At 61.5% G+C, this 20,281-nt stretch carries 20 protein-coding genes and 1 other RNA gene; 11 read left to right on the top strand and 10 right to left on the bottom strand.

Features of this window, described 5'->3' with window-relative positions; all coding sequences use genetic code 11:
- Positions 1-4: 4 nt before the first annotated feature.
- On the bottom strand, positions 5-562 hold the full coding sequence (locus AC07OP_RS10915; RefSeq protein ID WP_065938043.1) for a YecA/YgfB family protein: 558 nt from the start codon (positions 560-562) through the stop codon (positions 5-7).
- 138 nt (positions 563-700) lie between these two features.
- Here AC07OP_RS10915 and AC07OP_RS10910 point away from each other — a divergent pair, with 138 nt between their 5' ends.
- The 4 genes from AC07OP_RS10910 to AC07OP_RS10895 all read left to right on the top strand — a co-directional run bounded on the left by AC07OP_RS10910 (position 701) and on the right by AC07OP_RS10895 (position 2,121).
- Positions 701-910, top strand: coding sequence for a TIGR02449 family protein (locus tag AC07OP_RS10910; protein WP_007982902.1), 210 nt, complete (start codon positions 701-703; stop codon positions 908-910).
- On the top strand, positions 907-1,224 hold the full coding sequence (locus AC07OP_RS10905) for a cell division protein ZapA (protein ID WP_027608375.1): 318 nt from the start codon (positions 907-909) through the stop codon (positions 1,222-1,224). Before AC07OP_RS10910 ends, AC07OP_RS10905 begins: the two co-directional genes overlap by 4 nt.
- A 30-nt stretch (positions 1,225-1,254) precedes the next feature.
- Positions 1,255-1,433: non-coding RNA, 6S RNA (gene ssrS / locus AC07OP_RS10900), on the top strand.
- 58 nt (positions 1,434-1,491) lie between these two features.
- Positions 1,492-2,121: a 5-formyltetrahydrofolate cyclo-ligase gene (locus AC07OP_RS10895; protein WP_495100859.1), complete on the top strand. Its 630-nt coding sequence runs from the start codon at positions 1,492-1,494 to the stop codon at positions 2,119-2,121.
- A 7-nt stretch (positions 2,122-2,128) separates the two neighbouring features.
- On the opposite strand, the gene AC07OP_RS10890 is transcribed toward AC07OP_RS10895, so the two are convergent.
- Positions 2,129-2,278, bottom strand: a complete 150-nt coding sequence (locus AC07OP_RS10890; RefSeq protein WP_092355790.1) for a hypothetical protein — start codon at positions 2,276-2,278, stop codon at positions 2,129-2,131.
- Between the two features lie 195 nt (positions 2,279-2,473).
- On the opposite strand from AC07OP_RS10890, the gene AC07OP_RS10885 reads away from it, so the two are divergent.
- The 4 genes from AC07OP_RS10885 to AC07OP_RS10870 all read left to right on the top strand — a co-directional run bounded on the left by AC07OP_RS10885 (position 2,474) and on the right by AC07OP_RS10870 (position 7,857).
- Positions 2,474-2,923 (top strand): EVE domain-containing protein, encoded by a 450-nt coding sequence (locus tag AC07OP_RS10885; protein WP_027608373.1) that lies wholly within the window; start codon positions 2,474-2,476, stop codon positions 2,921-2,923.
- 136 nt (positions 2,924-3,059) lie between these two features.
- Positions 3,060-4,025 carry an HlyD family secretion protein gene (locus AC07OP_RS10880; RefSeq protein WP_027608372.1) on the top strand — a complete coding sequence of 322 codons (966 nt, stop codon included), beginning with the start codon at positions 3,060-3,062 and terminating at the stop codon, positions 4,023-4,025.
- On the top strand, positions 4,022-6,739 hold the full coding sequence (rbbA, locus tag AC07OP_RS10875) for a ribosome-associated ATPase/putative transporter RbbA (RefSeq protein WP_495100858.1): 2,718 nt from the start codon (positions 4,022-4,024) through the stop codon (positions 6,737-6,739). The genes AC07OP_RS10880 and rbbA overlap by 4 nt, the downstream gene beginning before the upstream one ends.
- A complete protein-coding gene (locus AC07OP_RS10870; protein WP_027608370.1) occupies positions 6,739-7,857 on the top strand; it encodes an ABC transporter permease in 1,119 nt (372 codons plus the stop codon). Before rbbA ends, AC07OP_RS10870 begins: the two co-directional genes overlap by 1 nt.
- Before the next feature lie 17 nt (positions 7,858-7,874).
- On the opposite strand, the gene AC07OP_RS10865 is transcribed toward AC07OP_RS10870, so the two are convergent.
- On the bottom strand, positions 7,875-8,282 hold the full coding sequence (locus tag AC07OP_RS10865) for a flagellar basal body-associated protein FliL (protein ID WP_115485524.1): 408 nt from the start codon (positions 8,280-8,282) through the stop codon (positions 7,875-7,877).
- Between the two features lie 150 nt (positions 8,283-8,432).
- Between AC07OP_RS10865 and AC07OP_RS10860 the strand changes: the two genes are divergently transcribed.
- Together AC07OP_RS10860 and glpT are read left to right on the top strand one after the other, a co-directional pair.
- A complete protein-coding gene (locus AC07OP_RS10860; protein WP_495100857.1) occupies positions 8,433-9,410 on the top strand; it encodes an NADPH:quinone oxidoreductase family protein in 978 nt (325 codons plus the stop codon).
- A gap of 292 nt (positions 9,411-9,702) precedes the next feature.
- Entirely contained in the window at positions 9,703-11,040 is a 1,338-nt protein-coding gene (gene glpT, locus AC07OP_RS10855) for a glycerol-3-phosphate transporter (protein WP_141156271.1), read from the top strand.
- Here the strand turns inward: glpT and AC07OP_RS10850 are convergent.
- Together AC07OP_RS10850 and AC07OP_RS10845 are read right to left on the bottom strand one after the other, a co-directional pair.
- Entirely contained in the window at positions 11,037-11,690 is a 654-nt protein-coding gene (locus AC07OP_RS10850) for a gamma-glutamylcyclotransferase (protein ID WP_065926652.1), read from the bottom strand. The two genes, glpT and AC07OP_RS10850, sit on opposite strands and share 4 nt — an antisense overlap.
- Before the next feature lie 27 nt (positions 11,691-11,717).
- Positions 11,718-14,105, bottom strand: a complete 2,388-nt coding sequence (locus AC07OP_RS10845; RefSeq protein WP_495100856.1) for a TonB-dependent receptor plug domain-containing protein — start codon at positions 14,103-14,105, stop codon at positions 11,718-11,720.
- Between the two features lie 329 nt (positions 14,106-14,434).
- Here AC07OP_RS10845 and AC07OP_RS10840 point away from each other — a divergent pair, with 329 nt between their 5' ends.
- A complete protein-coding gene (locus AC07OP_RS10840; RefSeq protein WP_495100855.1) occupies positions 14,435-14,917 on the top strand; it encodes a sn-glycerol-3-phosphate transporter in 483 nt (160 codons plus the stop codon).
- Positions 14,918-14,951: 34 nt separating this feature from the next.
- On the opposite strand, the gene AC07OP_RS10835 is transcribed toward AC07OP_RS10840, so the two are convergent.
- From AC07OP_RS10835 to AC07OP_RS10815, 5 genes are all read right to left on the bottom strand, one after another.
- Positions 14,952-15,920 carry a CDP-6-deoxy-delta-3,4-glucoseen reductase gene (locus AC07OP_RS10835; RefSeq protein WP_115485521.1) on the bottom strand — a complete coding sequence of 323 codons (969 nt, stop codon included), beginning with the start codon at positions 15,918-15,920 and terminating at the stop codon, positions 14,952-14,954.
- Positions 15,920-17,386 carry a 4-hydroxy-3-polyprenylbenzoate decarboxylase gene (gene ubiD, locus AC07OP_RS10830; protein ID WP_003176824.1) on the bottom strand — a complete coding sequence of 489 codons (1,467 nt, stop codon included), beginning with the start codon at positions 17,384-17,386 and terminating at the stop codon, positions 15,920-15,922. The genes AC07OP_RS10835 and ubiD overlap by 1 nt, the downstream gene beginning before the upstream one ends.
- A gap of 157 nt (positions 17,387-17,543) precedes the next feature.
- A complete protein-coding gene (gene rho / locus AC07OP_RS10825; RefSeq protein ID WP_003176825.1) occupies positions 17,544-18,803 on the bottom strand; it encodes a transcription termination factor Rho in 1,260 nt (419 codons plus the stop codon).
- A gap of 234 nt (positions 18,804-19,037) precedes the next feature.
- A complete protein-coding gene (gene trxA / locus AC07OP_RS10820; RefSeq protein ID WP_015886460.1) occupies positions 19,038-19,367 on the bottom strand; it encodes a thioredoxin TrxA in 330 nt (109 codons plus the stop codon).
- A gap of 121 nt (positions 19,368-19,488) precedes the next feature.
- A complete protein-coding gene (locus AC07OP_RS10815) occupies positions 19,489-20,184 on the bottom strand; it encodes a FadR/GntR family transcriptional regulator (protein WP_065938034.1) in 696 nt (231 codons plus the stop codon).
- Between the last annotated feature and the right edge of the window lie 97 nt (positions 20,185-20,281).

Raw genomic sequence — 20,281 nt, 5'->3', positions numbered from 1 at the left:
TTTCTTAGTGCAGCGAAGGCTTGGGTGCAGCAGGCTCAGCGGACTTCCTGGTCTCGGTGAACAGCAGCAATGGCGCGACGCGCAGGTATTCCATGACTTCCATGTAGTCGCCTTCGCCGTCTTCGGACTCTTCCAGGGCATCTTGCACCTGGGAGATGGCCGCCAGGTCCTGCAGCACTTCCTTGGCGTCGGTGCTCAGTTCCAGGCCGCCGGCGTTCACGCCGAAACCGTGGAGGAAGCCCTGGCACCATTGGCCCAGTGCGGCGGCGCGTTCGGGGAGCGGTGCATCGTCGGTCGGCAGCAGCAGGACCACGGTGACGTCATCACCGGTCAGTTCGCCCTTGACCATCTCTTGCAGGCCGATCAGCGCGTTACGCACGTTGTCGGTCGGTTCGGTTTCCAGCAGCTCGGCCACATCGGCCAGCCAGTTGTCGGCATCAAAGCCAACACCGGTGCAACTGCGGCCGAGCAGCACGCCATGCAGCTCGGCGGGCGAGCAAGGATGGCCGCTGGTGCTCAGCAGTTTGGAAAAAGCATCGTACGGGGAGTTCTGAATGGGCATGGTGAGCTAGGCGCCAAACGGCGCAATGTCTAGAATGGAGCGCTGTATCCTAGCACCGGCAGACGTACCAAGACTATCGAGGGCGTCAGATCGTTTATCCTGCAGTTGCCATTCATCAGACAAATCCAGTGGAACCCAATGGAAGACACCGACCTGCAAGCGCTGATGGCCAGACTCGAATTGCTAATTACTCGGGTCGAGCAACTTAAGAGTCAAAACGGACTCCTATTAGCTCAGGAAAAGACCTGGCGCGAGGAACGCGCTCACCTCATTGAAAAAAACGAAATCGCCCGGCGTAAGGTCGAATCGATGATTTCGCGCCTGAAGGCCCTGGAGCAAGACTCATGAGTTCAAGCAATAGCGTCACCGTGCAGATCCTCGACAAAGAATATTCGATCATCTGCCCCCAGGAAGAGCGCAACAACCTGGTGAGCGCCGCCCGCTACCTGGACGGCAAGATGCGTGAAATCCGTAGCAGCGGCAAAGTCATCGGTGCCGACCGCATCGCCGTTATGGCCGCCCTGAACATTACCCACGACCTGCTGCATAAGCAGGAGCGCCCTGACGTACAGGCCAGCGGCTCGACGCGCGAGCAGGTGCGCGACCTGCTCGAACGCGTCGACCTGGTGCTTTCCAGCGACACAGAGCAACCCAAGGGCTGATTGCCGCGACTGTTTAAGGTATACTCGCCCCACTCCCTGGCGTGCTTGCCAGTCGGCGATGTCCCGGAGCCGATTCGCACTACCCTGGAAGTTGCACGTTGGGCTGGTGTGCATGTCCGCTAGACGGAAAGCCTTAAAGCCTACTGCTTCTTCCACCTTGAACTTTCGGGTTCAAGGGCTGAGTCGACAGCGGCTCTGTCGGGGAGCCTGAATTCCAGAACTCAATGCCAGTCCCCGGACTGGCATTGTTTTATGAGCCGAAAAACCATGAACGAACCTGCGCCGCTTTCCCGTCCGCACCTTCGACGCATGTTGCGCAAAGCCCGCCGCGCCCTCACGCCGAGCGAGCAGCGCCAGGCCGCCCATGGCCTGTATCGGCAACTGGCACAGCACCCGCTGTTTCGCCGGGCCAAACATATTTCCCTGTATCTACCGACGGACGGTGAAATCGATCCGCGCCTGCTGCTGCGTGCGGCACAGCGCCGGGGCAAGGCCACTTACCTGCCGGTGCTCAGCGCCTGGCCACGGACCAAGATGGTGTTCCAGCGCGTGAAGCCTGGGGAAACGCTGCTGCCCAATCGCTTTCGCATTCTGGAGCCACGGGTCAATGCCAGGCGCCAGCGCAAGGTATGGGCGCTGGATCTGGTGTTGCTGCCGTTGGTGGGGTTCGATGATACCGGTGGCCGCCTGGGCATGGGCGGCGGTTTCTACGACCGCAGCCTCGCCTATCTGGCACGCCGCAAAAGCTGGCGCAAGCCGGCGCTGCTGGGCCTGGCCCATGAATGTCAGAAGGTCGATCGATTGGCACAGGCCAGCTGGGATGTGCCGTTGGCTGGCACCGTTACCGACAGGCAGTGGTATGTCGCAGAAACGCCGCAGGAAGCTACGGCGTCTTGAAGAAGGGTCAGCGCTTGAAGGGTTGCGGCTGCTGCTGAGTCAGTTCAACTGGCGCATCGGTCTTGTTCGACCACAAGCTTTGCGCATACCCGGTGGTCACGACGCCCAGACCAAACAAAATCACCAATATCCATAGTAAATCCGGTTTACGTTGCATCGATTGCCCCCCTTCAGGCATCTCGTACACGATGACAACAACGTTCCAAAGTAGTCCGTTGCAGCTGCGTCAAGCTTAAAATCCCGGCATTCTGCGATAACGTGAACCAACACGCAAACCTTGACGCCAACCGACTGTCGGTTTGTCATCAAATTGCCTGACAACTTGCCCACCGCCTTTTTCAGGAGCGCAAAAATGGCCTACTGGCTGATGAAATCCGAGCCCGACGAACTCTCCATCAACGGCCTGGAAACGCTGGGCGAAGCGCGCTGGGACGGGGTACGCAACTACCAGGCACGCAACTTCCTGCGCGCCATGGCGGTGGGTGACCAATTTTTCTTCTACCACTCCAGTTGCCCCGAGCCCGGCATTGCCGGCATCGGCAAGATCATCGCGGCCGCCTATCCGGACCCTACCGCGCTGGAGCCGGACAGCCACTACTTCGACGCCAAGGCCACCCCGGAGAAAAACCCGTGGAGTGCGATCAACGTCGCGCACGTCCAGACCTTTCCCAAGGTGCTGGGGCTGGGCTACCTGAAACAGCAAACCGCCCTCGCCGAATTGCCCCTGGTACAAAAGGGCAGTCGCTTGTCCGTGATGCCGGTCACGGCAGAACAATGGGCGGCGGTGCTGGCACTGCGCTGACCAGAACCCTGCGGTCACGCTCCCGGCGCATGCATCTGCACCTGAACCGGGTTAGGCTTGCGCTTCATTTGACCGGTATCAACGCCCCTCGGGCTGCCTCGGTCAAACTAGGACGCTAACGCCGCAGGATGCACCCATGTCGATCACGCCCCGCTCCTCCCACTTGTTTGCCGCTTTGTTGATTGCCTTGTTGCTCGCCGCCGGCGGCTTCGGTTACTGGAAGTCCACCCAGGATCGCCTGCCCGAAGGCTTGGGCATGGGCAACGGCCGCCTGGAGTCCACCGAAGTGCAGATCGCCGCCAAGATCCCCGGTCGCCTGGCGGAGGTGCGGGTGGATGAAGGTGACAAGGTGCTCAAGGGCCAGTTGCTGGCGCGCATGGACACCCGCACCCTGGAAGCCCAGCGCGCCCAGGCCGAAGCCGAAGTGCTGCGCGCCAGGGAAAACTTCGCCGCCGCCGAGGCCAATGTGCAACTGCGCCAAAGCGAGCAACTGCTGGCCAACCAGGAACTCAAGCGTACCCAGGAACTGTACAAGCGCGGCTTTGCCAGCAGCCAGTTGATCGACCAGCAGCAGGCCCGCCAGAACACCGGCAACGCTGCCGTGATCGCCGCGCAAGCCCAGGTCAATTCGGTCAAGGCCGCCATCGGTGCCGCCCAGGCCCAGGTCGCCCAGTTGACCAGCGAAATCGATGACAGCAGCCTGCGCGCGCCCATCGACGGCATTATCCAACTGCGCCTGGCCGAGCCCGGCGAGGTCCTCGGTGCCGGCGGACGCGTGCTGTTGTTGATCGACCCCGAGGATCAGTACATGAACCTCTACCTGCCCGCCTCCGTCACCGGGCGCCTGACGGTGGGCAGTGACGCACGCATCCTGCTCGATGCCCTGCCCCAGCAACCGCTGCCGGCGAAAATCAGTTTTGTTGCCGCCAAGTCGCAGTTCACCCCCAAGGAAGTGGAAACCCGCGATGAACGCCAGAAACTGGTGTTTCGCGTCAAGCTGCGCCTGACCCAACCCAGCGCCGTGCCCCAGGCCAAACCGGGCATGCCCGGCGCCGGCTACGTGCGCATGGCTGACATCGACTGGCCGGCCAACCTGCAATGACCGGCCTGGCGCTGCACGCCACCGCCATCAACCACCGTTACGGCAAGCAGCAGGCCTTGATCGACATCGCCTTCAGCCTGCCCACCGGCACGCGCTGCGGACTGATCGGCCCGGATGGTGCAGGCAAGTCGAGCCTGTTGGGGTTGATCGCCGGGGTTAAAAAGCTCCAGGACGGCCAACTGGAGGTGCTCGGCGGCTCCATCCAGGACCGCCGCCACCGCAACAGCCTGTACCCGCGCATCGCCTTCATGCCCCAGGGCCTGGGCGGCAACCTGTACCCCGAACTGTCCATCAGCGAAAACATCCGCTTCTTCGCCACGCTGTTCGGCCTGTCCAACGCCGACTGCGACCAGCGCATGCACAACCTGCTGTTGGCCACCGACCTTGCACGCTTTGCCGAGCGCCCGGCCGGCAAGCTCTCCGGTGGCATGAAGCAGAAGCTCGGCCTGTGCTGCGCGCTGATCCACGACCCGGACCTGTTGATCCTCGACGAACCCACCACCGGCGTCGACCCACTGTCGCGGCGGCGCTTCTGGGAACTGGTCGAGACCGTACGCAGCGAGCGCCCGCAACTGACGCTGCTGGTGGCCACCGCCTACATGGAAGAAGCCGAACAGTTCGAACACTGCCTGATGCTCGACCGTGGCAAGCTGATCGCCGACGGGCTCAGCAGCGAACTGGCGGCAGCGACCCCCAGCGGCAAACTGGATGAGGCCTTCACCCACTTCCAGGGCGACAGCGCCCACGGCAACCAACCACTGGTGATCCCGCCAAGGGAAAACGCCAACACCGATATCGCCATCGAAGCCCACGACCTGACCCTGCGCTTCGGCGACTTCACGGCGGTGAACAAGGTCAGCTTTGCCATCGGCCGTGGCGAGATCTTCGGCTTCCTCGGCTCCAACGGCTGTGGCAAGACCACCACGATGAAAGTCCTCACCGGGCTGATGCCCGCCACCGAAGGCAGCGCCACGCTGCTGGGCAACCCGGTGAACGCCAAGGACCTGGCCACCCGCAAGCGCGTAGGGTTCATGTCGCAAAGCTTCTCGCTGTATGGCGAACTCAGCGTGCGCCAGAACCTGGTGCTGCATGCGCAACTGTTCGATTTGCCCAAGGCCGACAGCGGCCCGCGCATCGATGAGCTGATCCAGCGCTTCGACCTCGGTGAAGTGGCCGAGCAGCCGTCCGGGGAACTGCCCCTCGGCCTGCGCCAACGCTTGTCATTGGCCGTGGCGGTGCTGCATCGCCCGGAAGTATTGATCCTCGATGAGCCCACCTCGGGCGTCGACCCGGCAGCCCGGGATGATTTCTGGCGGCTGTTGATCGAGTTGTCCCGCGAGCAAGGGGTGACGATCTTCCTGTCTACCCACTTCATGAATGAAGCCCAGCGCTGCGACCGCATCTCCTTGATGCATGCCGGCAAGGTACTGGCCTGCGATACACCGGACGCACTGCAAAGGCAATTCAACGGCGACACCCTGGAAGCCGCGTTCGTCACCTGCCTTGAGCAAGCCCAAGGCGATGCCGAACCCGCCACGTCGGCCAAAACCGTCAGCGAAACCCATGCGCCGCCCATCAGCAAGCGTGGTTTCAGCCTGTCTCGCCTGCTGGCCGTGGCCAGCCGCGAAGGCAAGGAATTGCTGCGCGACAAAGTGCGCATGGCCTTCGCCCTGCTCGGTGCGATGTTCATGATGGTGATCTTCGGCTACGGCATTTCCCTGGACGTGGAAAACCTCGCCTTCGCCGTCTACGACCAGGACCAGACGCCGCAAAGCCGCGCCTATCTGGAAGCCTTCCGCAGCTCGCGCTACTTCGCCGAGCAGGCGCCGATCCAAAACGCCCCCGAATTACACCGACGCCTGCAACGCTCGGAAATCAAACTGGCCCTGGAGATCCCGCCCGGCTTTGGTCGCGATCTCTATGCCGGGCGCCAACCCACCGTGGCCGCGTGGCTCGATGGCGGCATGCCGTTTCGTGCGGAAACCAGCCGCAACTATGTGGAGGCGGTGCACCAAGGCAACCTGCAGCAACTGGCCGAACTGAGCAGCCTGCCGCGCAGCACCCAGGCAGCCGCCAAACTGGAAACCCGTTTTCGCTATAACCAGGACGTGGTCAGCGTGAATGCCATCGGCCCCGGCGTGATGGCACTGATCCTGGCGTTTATCCCGGCGATGCTCACCGCCCTGGGCATCGTGCGCGAGAAAGAACTGGGTTCAATCACCAACTTCTACGCCACACCCCTGACGCGCCTGGAGTTCCTGTTGGGCAAACAGGCGCCTTACCTGGCCGTGAGCCTGGTCAACCTGGCGCTGCTGGTGGCGATGAATCGCTGGCTGTTCGGCGTGCCGTTCAAGGGCAGCGGCCTGACGCTGGCGTTTGGCGGGCTGCTGTATGTGCTGGCCACCACCAGCATGGGCCTGCTGATTTCCGCGTTCACCCGCACCCAGATCGCGGCGATCCTCGGCACCATGATCATCACCAGCCTGCCAACCATCCAGTTTTCCGGGCTGATCGTGCCGCGCTCGTCCCTGGAGGGCGCCGCCGCCTTGATGGGCGCACTGTTTCCGGCCGGGCACTTTTTGGATATTGCCGTGGGCACCTTCACCAAGGCCCTGGATCTGCGCCAGTTGTGGCCGCAATGCCTGGCGCTGTTCGGCTTCTTTATCGGGTTCACCGGGTTGAGCCTGGTCATGCTCAAGAAGCAGGAGGCCTGATGCACAAGCTCGCACACATCTTCCGGCTGGGCATCAAGGAACTCACCAGCCTGCGTCACGACAGCGTCTTGCTGCTGTTTCTGTTCTACGCCTTCACCGTCGCCATCTACATGCCCGCCGCCGGCTCGGTGATCGGCGTGCACAACGCCAGCGTGGCGTTTGTCGATGAAGACCACAGCGCGCTCTCCCGGCAGATGGCCGAGGCGCTGCAACCGCCCGAATTCCAACCACCGGCACCGTTGGCCTATGACCAGCTGGACAAGGTGATGGACAGCGGCCAGTACACCTTCGTGATCAACGTACCGGCCAACTTTCAGGCCGACCTGTTGGCCGGTCGCCAGCCTGGCGTGCAGGTGAACGTCGACGCCACGGCGATGAGCCAGGCGTTCATGGGCGCGGGCTATATCGGGCGGATCTTCCAGCGCGAATTGCTCAGCTACAGCGGGCAAACCGACGCCACCCGCCAGGCGCCCGCGCTGCTCACGACCCGAGCACTGTTCAACACCAACCTGGAGGGCGGCTGGTTCCTGGCCGTGATCCAGATCGTCAACAACATCACCATCCTGGCCATCGTGCTCACCGGCACCGCATTGCTGCGTGAGCGCGAGCACGGCACCCTCGACCACCTGCTGGTACTGCCGCTGACCGCACTGGAAATCATGCTGGCGAAAATCTGGAGCAATATGCTGGTGGTGGTGCTGTGCACCTGGCTATCGCTGGAGGTGGTGGTCAAAGGGCTGCTCGGCGTGCCGCTGGCCGGGTCGCTGGGGTTGTTCCTGTTTGTAACCGCCCTGTATCTGTTTGCCAGTACGGCACTGGGGATCTTCCTCGCCACCCTCGCCCGCTCCACGCCGCAGTTCGGCTTGCTGGCGATCCCGGTGATTATCCCGATGCTGCTGTTGTCAGGCGGCAGCACGCCGCTGGACAGCATGCCCGAGTGGTTGCAGTGGGTGATGCAGGGCTCGCCGTCGACGCACTTTGTGAGCCTGAGCGCAGCGATTTTGTTTCGCGATGCGGGGGTGAGTGTGGTGTGGCCGGACTTGCTGGCGCTGGCGGGGATCGGGCTGTTGTTTTTTGCGGTGGCGTTGGCGCGGTTCAGGAAGAGCCTGGCTTCCTGAACCGCAAGCCAGGCTGATTACTGAATGATCAGGTTATTGAACAGCAGGTCTTCCACCATGGGCTTGCCCGTCTCGTCGCTCATTACTTGCTGGGTTTGCTTGAGGGCTTCCTGGCGCAGCTTTTCCTTGCCGTCGACCGTGCTCATGGTCTCGTTGGTCTGCTGGGTGAACAACGCGACCAACTGGTTACGAATCAATGCGTCGTTGGCCTTGACCGCTTTGGCGGCTTCTTCGCCGGTCACGCGCAGGGCGATGTCGGCCTTGAACACTTTGAGCTTGGCTGTGCCATCCAGGCCGTAGTTACCCACGAACGGTGGGCTCAGGCTGATGTAACTGACCTTCGGCGCCTCGCCTTCTTTGGCTTCTTCGGCCTGGGCTGCCATCGGCAAGGTCAGGGCCAGCATCAATAGGATCCACGCTTTCACAGTTCATTCCTCACATTCGGTTGCCGGGTAGCATAACGCTAGCAAGGCAGAGCACAAGCTTATGGCGACTTATCAGGGCCGAGCATGCTCGTTGACCCGCAGGCCTACCCTCCTACACTTATCGGCCACGACACCAAAAGGAATAGCCCGATGAAAGCTGTGCTGTGCAAAGCCTTCGGCCCCGCCGAAACCCTGGTGCTGGAAGACGTCGCAAGCCCCACGATCAAGAAGAACGAAATCCTGCTGGACGTGCATGCCGCCGGGGTCAACTTCCCCGACACCCTGATCATCGAGGGCAAATACCAGTTCAAGCCGCCCTTCCCGTTCTCGCCGGGTGGCGAGGCATCGGGGGTGGTCAGCGAAGTGGGGGAAAAGGTCAGCCACCTGAAAGTCGGTGACCGGGTCATGGCACTCACTGGCTGGGGCAGCTTCGCCGAACAGGTCGCGGTGCCGGGCTACAACGTGTTGCCAATCCCGCCGACCATGGATTTCAACACCGCCGCCGCCTTCAGCATGACCTACGGCACCTCCATGCACGCGCTGAAACAACGCGCCAACCTGCAACCCGGCGAAACCCTGCTGGTGCTCGGCGCTTCCGGCGGCGTGGGCCTGGCCGCCGTGGAAATCGGCAAGGCCATGGGGGCGCGGGTGATCGCCGCCGCGAGCAGTGCCGACAAACTCGCCGTGGCCAAGGCCGCCGGCGCCGATGAACTGATCAACTACAGCGAAGCCAGCCTCAAGGATGAAATCAAGCGCCTGACCGACGGTAACGGCGCCGATGTGATCTACGACCCGGTGGGAGGCGACCTGTTTGACCAGGCCATCCGCGCGATTGCCTGGAACGGCCGCCTGCTGGTGGTGGGTTTTGCCAGCGGGCGCATCCCGGAGCTGCCGGTGAACCTGGCACTGCTCAAGGGTGCGGCGGTGGTCGGGGTGTTCTGGGGTTCGTTTGCCCAGCGCCAGCCCCAGGACAATGCGGCGAACTTCCAGCAACTGTTCACTTGGTACGGTGAGGGCAAGCTCAAGCCGTTGGTGTCGCAGGTGTATCCGCTGGAGCAGGCTGCCCAGGCGATTAATGACCTGGGCCAACGCAAGGCGGTGGGCAAGGTGGTCGTTCGAACCCGCTGACCGACCTGAAATGCAATCAAATGTGGGAGGGGGCTTGCCCCCGATGGCAGTGGGTCAGCTACAGATAAGCTGACTGACCTACCGCTATCGGGGGCAAGCCCCCTCCCACATTTGTTCTCCATTGGTCTGATAAACGCTGAGCGACCACCATTTATCTATTAGCGACATGTTCATAAGAGAACATGCAATTGCTCTCATTTCCTGTGTTTGCGCATAAGAGGCAATGCTATTTTCGGTAACGAAACTGTAACATTCGCATCCGCAGTCAAAACAAGAAATTTGGAGCTCTTGAATGTTTGCTTTCTTTCGTCCTGCCGCACACCAGGCGTCTCTGCCTGAAGAAAAAATCGACAGTACCTACCGACGGCTGCGCTGGCAGATCTTCGCCGGTATTTTCTTCGGTTATGCAGGGTATTACCTGCTGCGCAAAAACTTCTCCCTGGCCATGCCCTACCTGATCGACGAGGGTTACACCCGGGGTGAGCTGGGCCTGGCGATGTCGGCCATCGCGATCGCCTATGGCCTGTCCAAGTTCCTCATGGGCCTGGTGTCCGACCGCTCCAACCCGCGTTACTTCCTGCCCTTCGGCCTGCTGGTTTCAGCCGGGGTGATGTTCATTTTCGGTTTCGCGCCTTGGGCGACGTCCAGCGTGACCATGATGTTCATTTTGCTGTTCATCAACGGCTGGGCCCAGGGCATGGGCTGGCCGCCCAGTGGCCGGACCATGGTGCACTGGTGGTCGCAGAAAGAACGCGGCGGCGTGGTGTCGGTGTGGAACGTGGCGCACAACGTCGGCGGCGGCCTGATCGGCCCGCTGTTCCTGCTGGGCATGGCCTGGTTCAACGACTGGCATGCGGCGTTCTATGTACCGGCCACGGTGGCCTTGGCGGTGGCGGCGTTTGCCTTCATCACCATGCGCGACACCCCGCAATCGGTGGGCCTGCCGCCAATCGAGCAGTACAAGAACGACTACCCGGAAGGCTACGACGCCAGCCACGAAGACGAATTCAGCGCCAAGGAAATCTTCGTCAAGTACGTGCTGCGCAACAAAATGCTCTGGTACATCGCCTTCGCCAACGTGTTCGTCTACCTGCTGCGCTACGGCGTACTGGACTGGGCACCGACCTACCTCAAGGAAGCCAAGCACTTCACGGTGGATAAATCGTCCTGGGCGTACTTCTTCTACGAGTGGGCAGGTATTCCGGGCACGCTGCTGTGCGGCTGGATGTCGGACAAGATCTTCCGTGGCAACCGTGGCCTGACCGGCATCGTGTTCATGGCCCTGGTGACCGTGGCGACCCTGGTGTACTGGCTCAACCCGCCGGGCAACCCGATGGTCGATATGATCGCGCTGATCTCGATCGGCTTTTTGATCTACGGCCCGGTGATGCTGATCGGCCTGCAGGCGCTGGAACTGGCACCGAAGAAAGCCGCCGGTACGGCTGCGGGCTTCACCGGTCTGTTCGGCTACCTGGGCGGTTCGGTGGCAGCCAGTGCGGCCATGGGCTACACCGTGGACCATTTTGGCTGGGACGGCGGTTTCGTGCTGCTGATCGGCGCGTGCCTGCTGGCCATCGCTTTCCTGATCCCAACGCTGTGGCACACCAACAGCGTCAGCTCGGCGCGTTAATCGCCTGAGCAATCCTTGGCACAACGCTTGAGCCGCGCCTCCAGATTCTTGTCTGGCATGGCGTGGCTACGCAGGGCGTTGACGGTCTGCTCGACGTAATCGCGAGTAGTGCCGTAACGCCCGCAAGCGCTTTGCAGCACGTGGTTCAGCACGATATCGGGCAGGTTGCCGGCGTAGCTGGGCAAGTGCCGTTCCAACACAAACCCCAACGCCTGCACCTGGCTGCCATCTTCAAGGCGGCAACTGAGCCAGTGCGGCCGGTAGGACGGGTAAGGCATCTCGCGCTGCCACAAGGCGTAAAGCGAAGCCTCCAGTTGATCTTCCGGCAAGCGGTAGGCAAAGCCGCTGCACGAGCCTCCGCGATCCAGGCCAAAGACCAGGCCCGGCAACTCCGGCGTGCCCCGATGCTCGTGGGACCACAGGTACAAACCCCGGTGATAACCGTGGACCCGTGCCCGCACCCGCTCAGTCGACGAACATTCCGGGCGCCAGATCAGCGAACCATATGCAAATAGCCAGACCGGCCCACCCTTGTGCCGGCCCATGGTGGCCTGCATCGAGCTCATTAACTGTTCGTGAGTGAGTTGCGGCCCCAGATCGAGCCGCGGAGGGTAAGCCAATTGCAAAAGATCGGATTCAATGGCGGTCATGGCGAAAAGCGGTGCGCCTCCTGTGTGTTACCAGTTGTAAGCAACTTTACCGTAATAAAACGCGCCGCTGTAACCGTACGGCGAAAAAGTGCTATAGGCCAGGTTGCCCCCACTGCTGGCGAAGGCGTTGACCTTCTCCGGGTATTTATCGGTGACGTTGTCGCCGCCCAGGGTGAAGGTCCAGTTCTTCAGCCTGTAGTCCGCCGACAGGTCCAGCACCCAGGCGGCCTTGAAGGTCTGGTCGTTGACCTTGTCTGCCTGGTAGCTGGTGAATTCACCATAGCGCACCAAGTTGCTATGCAGCGCCCAATGACCGTAAGTGAAGTCGTTACCCAGGCTCAGCTTGTGCTGCGGCGTGGTATCCCCCAGCAAACCGATGCGTTCGCGGCGGTCCACGCGCACCAGGTTCGCGCCCAGGCTGTCGAGGATGGCCGGGTTGGCCTTCACGTCCGTCACCTTGGTGTGGTTGTAGTTGTAGCCCACGGTGCTGTTCCAGCGGATGCCGCTGTCGAACTGGTAACGATAGTTGGCGACCAGGTCGACGCCGTCGGTGCTGGTGTCGGTGGCGTTGGTGAAGTAGCGGGCGGTGGTGTAGTCGATATTGCCAACACCGTTGGCCTGCAAATAGGCGCGCGTCGCCGCGTTTATGCCGAGGTTGGACGACAGGCTGATACGGTCACGGATGTCGATGCGGTACACATCCACCGTCACCGTCAGGTCATCGGCCGGCTCCAGCACCAGCCCAAGGCTGTAGTTGCGCGACTTCTCGGCCTTGAGGTCTTCGGCGCCGAGCAAACGCGCCACCTGGCTGTTGGCCGGGAACGTACCGGCTTCCTGGATGGTGCTGCCGATCAGCTGCGATGAGGTGTAGGCGAAGTTCTGCTGGGCCAGGGATGGCGCGCGGAAACCGTTGGAAACACTGCCGCGCACGGCCACCTGCGGGGTGAAGTCATAACGGGCCGACAGCGAGCCACTGACATTCGAGCCAAAATCGCTGTAGTCCTCGTGGCGCACCGCCGCCGAAGCACTGAGTTTTTCGGTGAAGTTGGTTTCCAGGTCCAGGTACTGGGCCCAGTTGTGGCGCGTGCTGGTGCCCGCGTCGGCATCACGGAAACCACCCAGTCCGGAACTGCCGGTCTGGAAGTAGGAGGCCGGCTCGCCCGCCTCGATTTCATAACCCTGGTGCAGGTATTCACCGCCAAACGCCACGGACACCGGGTAAGGCAGCCAGCCCACGTCGAACTCGCGGGACAGGTCCAGGCTGACTTGCTTCTGGTCGTTGCTCAGGGTGCCATTGTCGAATTTGCGCGGCGTGGCCAGGCCCAGGGAGGTGTTGATGGTTTCGGTGCTGAGTGCGTACTGGTTCTTGCCATAGTTGGCCGACAGGTCGTAATGCCAGTCGTAGGCCAGCAAACCGCGCAAGCCCACCACCAACGAGGTGTCTTCAAGGTTGCCCTTGATCAGAGGCAGGTAACCGTTGGGGTTGAGCGCCGGGATGTTGTTGGACGCATTGCTCGCCCGGTAGAACGCCGCCGTCTCGCCGCGCCGCTTGCTGTAGCCGCCGAAGGTGTAGAGCTCAGCCGCATCGTTGAAGGCGTATTCGGAGTTGAACTGGAACTTGCCTTCATTGGTGGCCGGCTCACCCTGGCGGAACACCTGCTGGCCGTAAGTGGTAGAGCCAACGCTGCCAGGCCGGAAGTCTTTACCGGCACGGTTGGTGTAATCGTTATCGGCCCCCTCGGCCGACAGGTTGATAAAACCGTTGTCGCCCAGTGCCAGGCCGGTATTGCCGCTGACATTGCGCTGGATACCATCGCCCTTCTTGTATTCGCCGAATTTGGTGGAGATCGAACCGCCATGGTCGGCGTGCTTGAGGATCACGTTGATCACCCCGGCAATCGCATCCGAGCCGTAGCGGGCGGAAGCACCGTCACGCAGCACTTCGATATGGTCCACCGCCGACAGCGGGATCGCGTTCAGGTCCGCCGGTGCCGACCCACGGCCCACCGCGCCGCCCAGGTTGACGAAGGCACTGGTGTGGCGGCGCTTGCCGTTGACCAGCACCAGCACCTGATCGGGTGACAGGCCGCGCAACTGCGCGGGGCGCACCAGCTCGGCGCCATCCACCAGGCTTGGGCGCGGGAAGTTGATCGACGGAATCAGGCGCGCCAGCACCGCCCCCAACTCATCAGAGCCCGTGCTGCGCAGGCTATCGCCGGAAATCACATCGATCGGAGACAGCGAAGCACTGGCGGTACGCTCCTGGGCGCGGGTGCCGGTGACGATCACGGTGTCGAGTTTGGGTGCATCGGTGGCGGGCGCTTCGGCCGCCAGGACAGGATTGAAGCCCACAGCGGCCAGCAAATTGGCCGACAAAATCGCTGTGTACAGCGCGTGTTGCGTGTAGCTCCCCATACCGCTCCCCTTTGAATCAAGAATCAGAACGTCAGTGTTCTGAGTTCGCAAGATCGATCCGGCTGGCGGGCGGTGGCGGTCAGTTAATGGTTATTGGAAGAAAATCGGTAGTCCGTTGAGATATAGCTTAAAGATATTTATGTAACAAATTAAATACCTTTAAAGCATAAGCGAATGCATAAGCCCGATGCCCCTTTCGTCAGGATTGCACAGGGCAATCCCGCTACTTTCAGGCCCGGTTCAGCCTGGGAGCACGCCAAACCGTCAAACTGGCGCGCACATCACGACCCACCTAGCCGCCCATCAAACCGCCTATCGAGGTCGCACCCATGAAGAAATTTCGACTGCCTGGCCTGCTGTTCCTGGCCCAGGCCACCACCGCACTGGCTGGCGAAACACCGCCTGCCGAGGATGACAAAGGCTTCTGGTACGCGCAGACCAGCGTCTATACCCGGCACTTCGCGCCGGACAAAGACCACAACAACAACCAGGACCTGATCGGCCTGGAGCGCAATGAGGCATCAGGCTTTGTGTATGGCGGGGCGACGTTTCGCAACTCGTTCAGCCAGCGCTCCTACTACGTCTACGCAGGCAAGCGCTATGACATGGCCGACTCTGCGGTGTACCTGAAGGTCACAGGCGGGGCGATCCAGGGCTATCGCGGCAAATACCGCGACAAGATCCCCCTGAACCGTTTCGGTGTGGCGCCGGTGATCATCCCGTCGGTAGGCACCCATTACGGGCCGGTGGCGGCGGAACTGGTGCTGCTGGGGTTCAATGCGGCGATGGTGACGACCGGAGTACGTTTCTGAGCGGGCGCAAGCCCCGTTCCACCGTTCGGTTGCGTCAGGGCCGCGGGGCGTAGGCGAATACGTCGGCGCGCATCTGGTGCGCATCCATGCCGGCATCGACCAGAGCATCCAGCGTGCCGTAGATCATCGCCGGTGAACCGCTGGCGTAGACATGCACCGCCTTGAGGTCGGCAATGTCTTCGCACACCGCTTCATGCAGCAGGCCGCAGCGCCCTTCCCAGCCACACAGGTCGCTGACCACCTTGTGCAGGAACAGGTTGGGCAGTTGCAACCATTGGTCCCAGTGCTCGATCTCGTAGAAATCTTCCGGGCGACGCACGCCCCAGTACAGGTGCACCGGGTGCTTGAAGCCGGACGCGCGGCAATGCTCGATCAGGCTGTGCATCTGCGCCATGCCGGTACCGGCGGCGATCAGCACCAATGGCCCGTCCGGCAGCTCGGCCAGGTGGGTGTCGCCAAAGGGCAGCTCGATGCGCGCCATCTGGTTGCGCTGCAATTGCTCCAGCAAGTTGCGCGCGCTGTCCTCGCGGGCCAGTACATGCAGTTCCAGCTCGCGACCGGCGTGGGGCGCCGACGCCAGGGAAAATGCCGACTTCTCGCCATTCTCCCGCTCGATCATCAGGTATTGCCCGGCGTGGTAACGCACCGCCTTGCCGGCCGGGGCCCGCAGGCGCACGCGCCACACATCGCCGCCCACTTCCACGCACTCACTCAATTGGCACGACACCTTGCGCAACGGCAACTCTCCCGGCGCCAGCACGCCATCCCACAACACAATGCAATCTTCCAGCGGCTCGGCGATACAGGTGTAGAACTCACCATGGTCGCGCACTTCACCGGCTTGCTGCACCCGGCCTTCCACCAGCAGTGCGGCGCACACGTGGCACACGCCATTGCGACACGCCTGGGGGCATTCGTAGCCCAGGCGGCGCGCGCCTTCGAGGATTCGCTCGCCGGGGACCAGCTCCAGCACGGCGCCGGAAGGTTGCAGGGTTACACGCATCAATCTATTCCCAATTCTTTCCAAATCGCATCGACACGTGCCGTGACGGCCTCATCCTTGACGATCACCCGGCCCCACTCGCGGGTCGTTTCACCCGGCCATTTGTGGGTAGCGTCCAGGCCCATCTTCGAGCCCAGCCCCGACACCGGCGACGCGAAGTCGAGGTAGTCGATCGGCGTGTTGTCGATCATCACCGTGTCGCGCTTGGGGTCCATGCGCGTGGTGATGGCCCAGATCACATCGTTCCAGTCCCGGGCATTGATGTCGTCGTCGGTGACGATAACGAACTTGGTGTACATGAACTGTCGCAAAAACGACCACACACCCAGCATGACCCGCTTGGCATGGCCAGGATACGACTTCTTCATGGTCACGATGGCCATGCGATACGAGCAGCCTTCCGGCGGCAGGTAGAAGTCGGTGATTTCCGGAAATTGCTTTTGCAGGATCGGCACGAACACTTCGTTCAGCGCCACACCCAGAATCGCCGGCTCATCTGGCGGACGGCCGGTGTAGGTGCTGTGGTAGATCGGTTTGATCCGATGGGTGATGCGCTCCACGGTGAACACCGGAAAGCTGTCGACTTCGTTGTAATAGCCGGTGTGGTCGCCGTAAGGGCCTTCATCGGCCATCTCGCCGGGGTGAATCACGCCTTCCAGGATGATTTCGGCGGTGGCCGGCACTTGCAGGTCGTTGCCACGGCACTTCACCAGCTCGGTGCGGTTGCCACGCAACAGGCCGGCGAAGGCGTATTCGGACAGGCTGTCGGGCACCGGGGTCACGGCGCCGAGGATGGTCGCCGGGTCGGCGCCCAGGGCCACGGACACCGGGAACGGCTTGCCGGGGTGCTTCTCGCACCATTCACGGAAGTCCAAGGCACCGCCACGGTGGCTCAGCCAACGCATGATCACCTTGTTGCGGCCGATCACTTGCTGGCGATAGATACCCAGGTTCTGGCGGTCCTTGTTCGGGCCCTTGGTGACGGTCAGGCCCCAGGTGATCAGCGGGCCGACATCGCCGGGCCAGCAGGTTTGCACCGGCAGCATGGCCAGATCGACGTCATCGCCTTCGATGACCACTTCCTGGCATACCGCGTCCTTGACCACCTTGGGTGCCATGGCAATGATCTTGCGGAAGATCGGCAGCTTCGACCAGGCATCCTTCAAGCCCTTGGGCGGCTCGGGTTCCTTGAGGAACGCCAGCAGCTTGCCGATCTCGCGCAACTCGCTGACCGACTCGGCGCCCATGCCAAAGGCCACGCGCTCGGGAGTACCGAACAGGTTGCCGAGCACCGGTATGTCAAAACCGGTCGGGTTCTCGAACAGCAGCGCCGGGCCCTTGTTACGCAAGGTGCGGTCGCAAATCTCAGTCATTTCCAGCACCGGTGAAATCGGCATCTGGATACGTTTCAACTCTCCGCGCTGCTCAAGTTGCTGCACGAAATCCCGAAGATCCTTGAATTTCATTAACCATGCCACCCGTAAAATAGGCGTACATCCTACCTGCTCTGAGGGCTGCTGGCAGCTTATCGAGGTGCATTTGGCCGTTGCAGGGACCGAAAAACCGACACAAAAAAAATGGCGCCCCTGGGGGCGCCATTTTTTCGGACCTGAAACGTCGTGATTACTTACGTTTCATCGACAGGAAGAACTCGTCGTTGGTCTTGGTGGTTTTCAGCTTGTCGATCAGGAACTCGATGGCCGCTACTTCGTCCATCGGGTGCAGCAGCTTGCGCAGGATCCACATGCGCTGCAGTTCGTCGTCGGCGGTCAGCAACTCTTCGCGGCGGGTGCCGGAGCGGTTGATGTTGATCGCCGGGAACACGCGTTTTTCCGCGATGCGACGGTCCAGGGGCAGTTCCATGTTGCCGGTACCCTTGAACTCTTCATAGATCACTTCGTCCATCTTCGAACCGGTTTCAACCAGTGCGGTGGCGATAATGGTCAGCGAGCCGCCTTCTTCGATGTTCCGCGCGGCGCCGAAGAAACGCTTCGGTTTCTCCAGGGCGTGGGCATCGACACCACCGGTGAGGACCTTGCCGGAGCTCGGGATCACGGTGTTGTAGGCACGGGCCAGACGGGTGATGGAGTCGAGCAGGATCACCACGTCCTTCTTGTGTTCGACCAGGCGCTTGGCCTTCTCGATCACCATTTCGGCAACCTGCACGTGGCGGGTCGGCGGCTCATCGAACGTCGAGGCAACCACTTCGCCGCGCACGGTGCGCTGCATTTCGGTGACCTCTTCCGGACGCTCATCGATCAGCAATACGATCAGGTGAACTTCAGGATTGTTACGTGCGATGTTCGCTGCAATGTTCTGCAGCATGATGGTCTTACCGGCTTTCGGCGGTGCGACGATCAGGCCACGCTGGCCTTTGCCGATCGGGGCGCACAGGTCGATCACGCGACCGGTCAGGTCTTCGGTGGAACCGTTACCGGCTTCCATCTTCATGCGCACGGTCGGGAACAGCGGCGTCAGGTTCTCGAAGAGAATCTTGTTTTTCGCGTTCTCGGGACGATCGAAGTTGATCGTGTCGACCTTGAGCAGGGCGAAGTAACGCTCGCCTTCCTTCGGTGGGCGGATCTTGCCAACGATGGTGTCACCGGTGCGCAAGTTGAAGCGACGGATCTGGCTCGGCGAGACATAGATGTCGTCTGGGCCGGCGAGATAGGAGGCGTCTGCAGAGCGGAGGAAGCCGAAGCCGTCCTGGAGAATCTCCAGCACGCCATCACCGGAGATTTCCTCGCCGCTTTTCGCGTGCTTTTTCAGCAGGGAGAAAATCACGTCCTGCTTGCGCGAACGGGCCATATTTTCTATGCCCATTTCTTCGGCCAGTTGGAGCAGGTCGGTAATCGGCTTTTGCTTGAGTTCAGTCAGATTCATATAGGAATGACGTAATCATTTATGGAGGGGGGGAAATTAAGCTTTTGGCTTAATGAGGCCGCGCCGCGGAGAAGGCGACAGGATCGCGTACTAATCGAAAAGGAATGCGTCGGCGACGGCTTGCAGGGGGCAGTGGAGAAACCAGTGCGGGGCCGAATGTACCACCTGAGTTTCGGAGCGTCTAGCCCTGTTTCACGAAAAAGCCCCGCTATTTGCGGGGCTTTTTGACGACGCTTAGATGTTGGCGTCGAGGAAAGCTTGCAGCTGGGACTTCGACAGCGCGCCCACCTTGGTGGCTTCGACGTTGCCGTTCTTGAACAGCATCAGCGTAGGAATACCGCGCACGCCATGCTTGGCCGGGGTTTCCTGGTTGTCGTCGATGTTCAGCTTGGCAATGGTCAGCTTGCCTTCGTAGGTGGTTGCAATGTCGTCCAGGACCGGAGCGATCATTTTGCAAGGGCCGCACCATTCAGCCCAGTAGTCAACCAGCACCGGGCCAGCAGCCTTGAGTACTTCGGCCTCAAAGGTCGCGTCGGTGACGTGCTTGATAAGATCGTTGCTCATGGATGTCTCCGGATTGTAAGCAAAAAAAACGTTGCCCATCATAGCCGCCCTTCCCCCGTTCAGGAAGCCGCCTCTGATTGAGTCTTCCTATGATGGTGCATGAGTTTGGATATAGCCCAACTCAGGGCGCAACAGGAGTCACGAAGGCAATCCCCGTGCGCAACGCCGCATTGCGTACGTGCTCCTGCATGGTTTTCTGCGCCGACGCACTGGCCCGCCGGGCCAGGGCACGCAGGATCTTGCGATGTTCCTGCCAGGTTTCCATGGCCCGCTCCGGGCGGATGAACGGTAGTTTCTGGCTTTCCAGAAACACCTCGGCACGGGCACTCAGGATGCTCACCATCGCCTGGTTGCCGCTGGCCAGCAGGATGCGCTGGTGGAATTCGAAGTCCAGCCGTGCGGCCGCTTCGAAGTCGCCGGCCTTGAGCACCTTGCGCATGGCCTCGACGTTGTCTTCCAGGCTGTCCAGCTCATCGATCGTCAGCGTGACCGCCGCCAAACCCGCCGCAAACCCCTCCAGCGCATAGCGCAACTGGAAGATATCGAGCGGCGTGGCCTGGGCCGCAAAAGGCCAGACAAAGCCCGGCGCATCCTCCACCGCCTGCACGAACACACCTTTGCCCGGCTGCACACTGACCACACCCAAGGCGCTCAAGGACGACAGCGCCTCGCGCAGCGACGCCCGGCTGACGCCCAATTGCACCGCCAGGTCGCGCTGGGACGGCAGTGCATCGCCCGGCCCGAAGCCTTGCTCCTTGATCAGTTTGCGGATGGCCTGCAGGGCCGCTTCCGGTACGGCTTGGGCGATGGAATTCATAAAAAACTCAAGGTTTGCGTCAACAGAGCGGCTAGTTGTAAAGCTATTCAGGAGCCACGGCAAGCCATGCCCCAAAGGGGCTCGCGCAGTTTTACCG

This window comes from Pseudomonas sp. GW821-FHT09D08, from assembly GCF_059416305.1.
The sequence above is the reverse complement of the archived record's forward strand: the minus strand, read 5'-3'. Positions and strand labels throughout refer to the sequence as shown.

Coding starts and splice junctions, on each gene's coding strand:
- AC07OP_RS10915 (WP_065938043.1), bottom strand. CDS start 562: ATGCCCATTCAGAACTCCCCGTACGATGCTTTTTCCAAACTGCTGAGC.
- rho (WP_003176825.1), bottom strand. CDS start 18,803: ATGAATCTGACTGAACTCAAGCAAAAGCCGATTACCGACCTGCTCCAA.
- AC07OP_RS10840 (WP_495100855.1), top strand. CDS start 14,435: ATGAAGAAATTTCGACTGCCTGGCCTGCTGTTCCTGGCCCAGGCCACC.
- rbbA (WP_495100858.1), top strand. CDS start 4,022: ATGACCGGCCTGGCGCTGCACGCCACCGCCATCAACCACCGTTACGGC.
- ubiD (WP_003176824.1), bottom strand. CDS start 17,386: ATGAAATTCAAGGATCTTCGGGATTTCGTGCAGCAACTTGAGCAGCGC.
- AC07OP_RS10870 (WP_027608370.1), top strand. CDS start 6,739: ATGCACAAGCTCGCACACATCTTCCGGCTGGGCATCAAGGAACTCACC.
- AC07OP_RS10905 (WP_027608375.1), top strand. CDS start 907: ATGAGTTCAAGCAATAGCGTCACCGTGCAGATCCTCGACAAAGAATAT.
- AC07OP_RS10815 (WP_065938034.1), bottom strand. CDS start 20,184: ATGAATTCCATCGCCCAAGCCGTACCGGAAGCGGCCCTGCAGGCCATC.
- AC07OP_RS10910 (WP_007982902.1), top strand. CDS start 701: ATGGAAGACACCGACCTGCAAGCGCTGATGGCCAGACTCGAATTGCTA.
- AC07OP_RS10845 (WP_495100856.1), bottom strand. CDS start 14,105: ATGGGGAGCTACACGCAACACGCGCTGTACACAGCGATTTTGTCGGCC.
- AC07OP_RS10890 (WP_092355790.1), bottom strand. CDS start 2,278: ATGCAACGTAAACCGGATTTACTATGGATATTGGTGATTTTGTTTGGT.
- AC07OP_RS10885 (WP_027608373.1), top strand. CDS start 2,474: ATGGCCTACTGGCTGATGAAATCCGAGCCCGACGAACTCTCCATCAAC.
- AC07OP_RS10880 (WP_027608372.1), top strand. CDS start 3,060: ATGTCGATCACGCCCCGCTCCTCCCACTTGTTTGCCGCTTTGTTGATT.
- glpT (WP_141156271.1), top strand. CDS start 9,703: ATGTTTGCTTTCTTTCGTCCTGCCGCACACCAGGCGTCTCTGCCTGAA.
- AC07OP_RS10835 (WP_115485521.1), bottom strand. CDS start 15,920: ATGCGTGTAACCCTGCAACCTTCCGGCGCCGTGCTGGAGCTGGTCCCC.
- AC07OP_RS10860 (WP_495100857.1), top strand. CDS start 8,433: ATGAAAGCTGTGCTGTGCAAAGCCTTCGGCCCCGCCGAAACCCTGGTG.
- AC07OP_RS10850 (WP_065926652.1), bottom strand. CDS start 11,690: ATGACCGCCATTGAATCCGATCTTTTGCAATTGGCTTACCCTCCGCGG.
- trxA (WP_015886460.1), bottom strand. CDS start 19,367: ATGAGCAACGATCTTATCAAGCACGTCACCGACGCGACCTTTGAGGCC.
- AC07OP_RS10895 (WP_495100859.1), top strand. CDS start 1,492: ATGAACGAACCTGCGCCGCTTTCCCGTCCGCACCTTCGACGCATGTTG.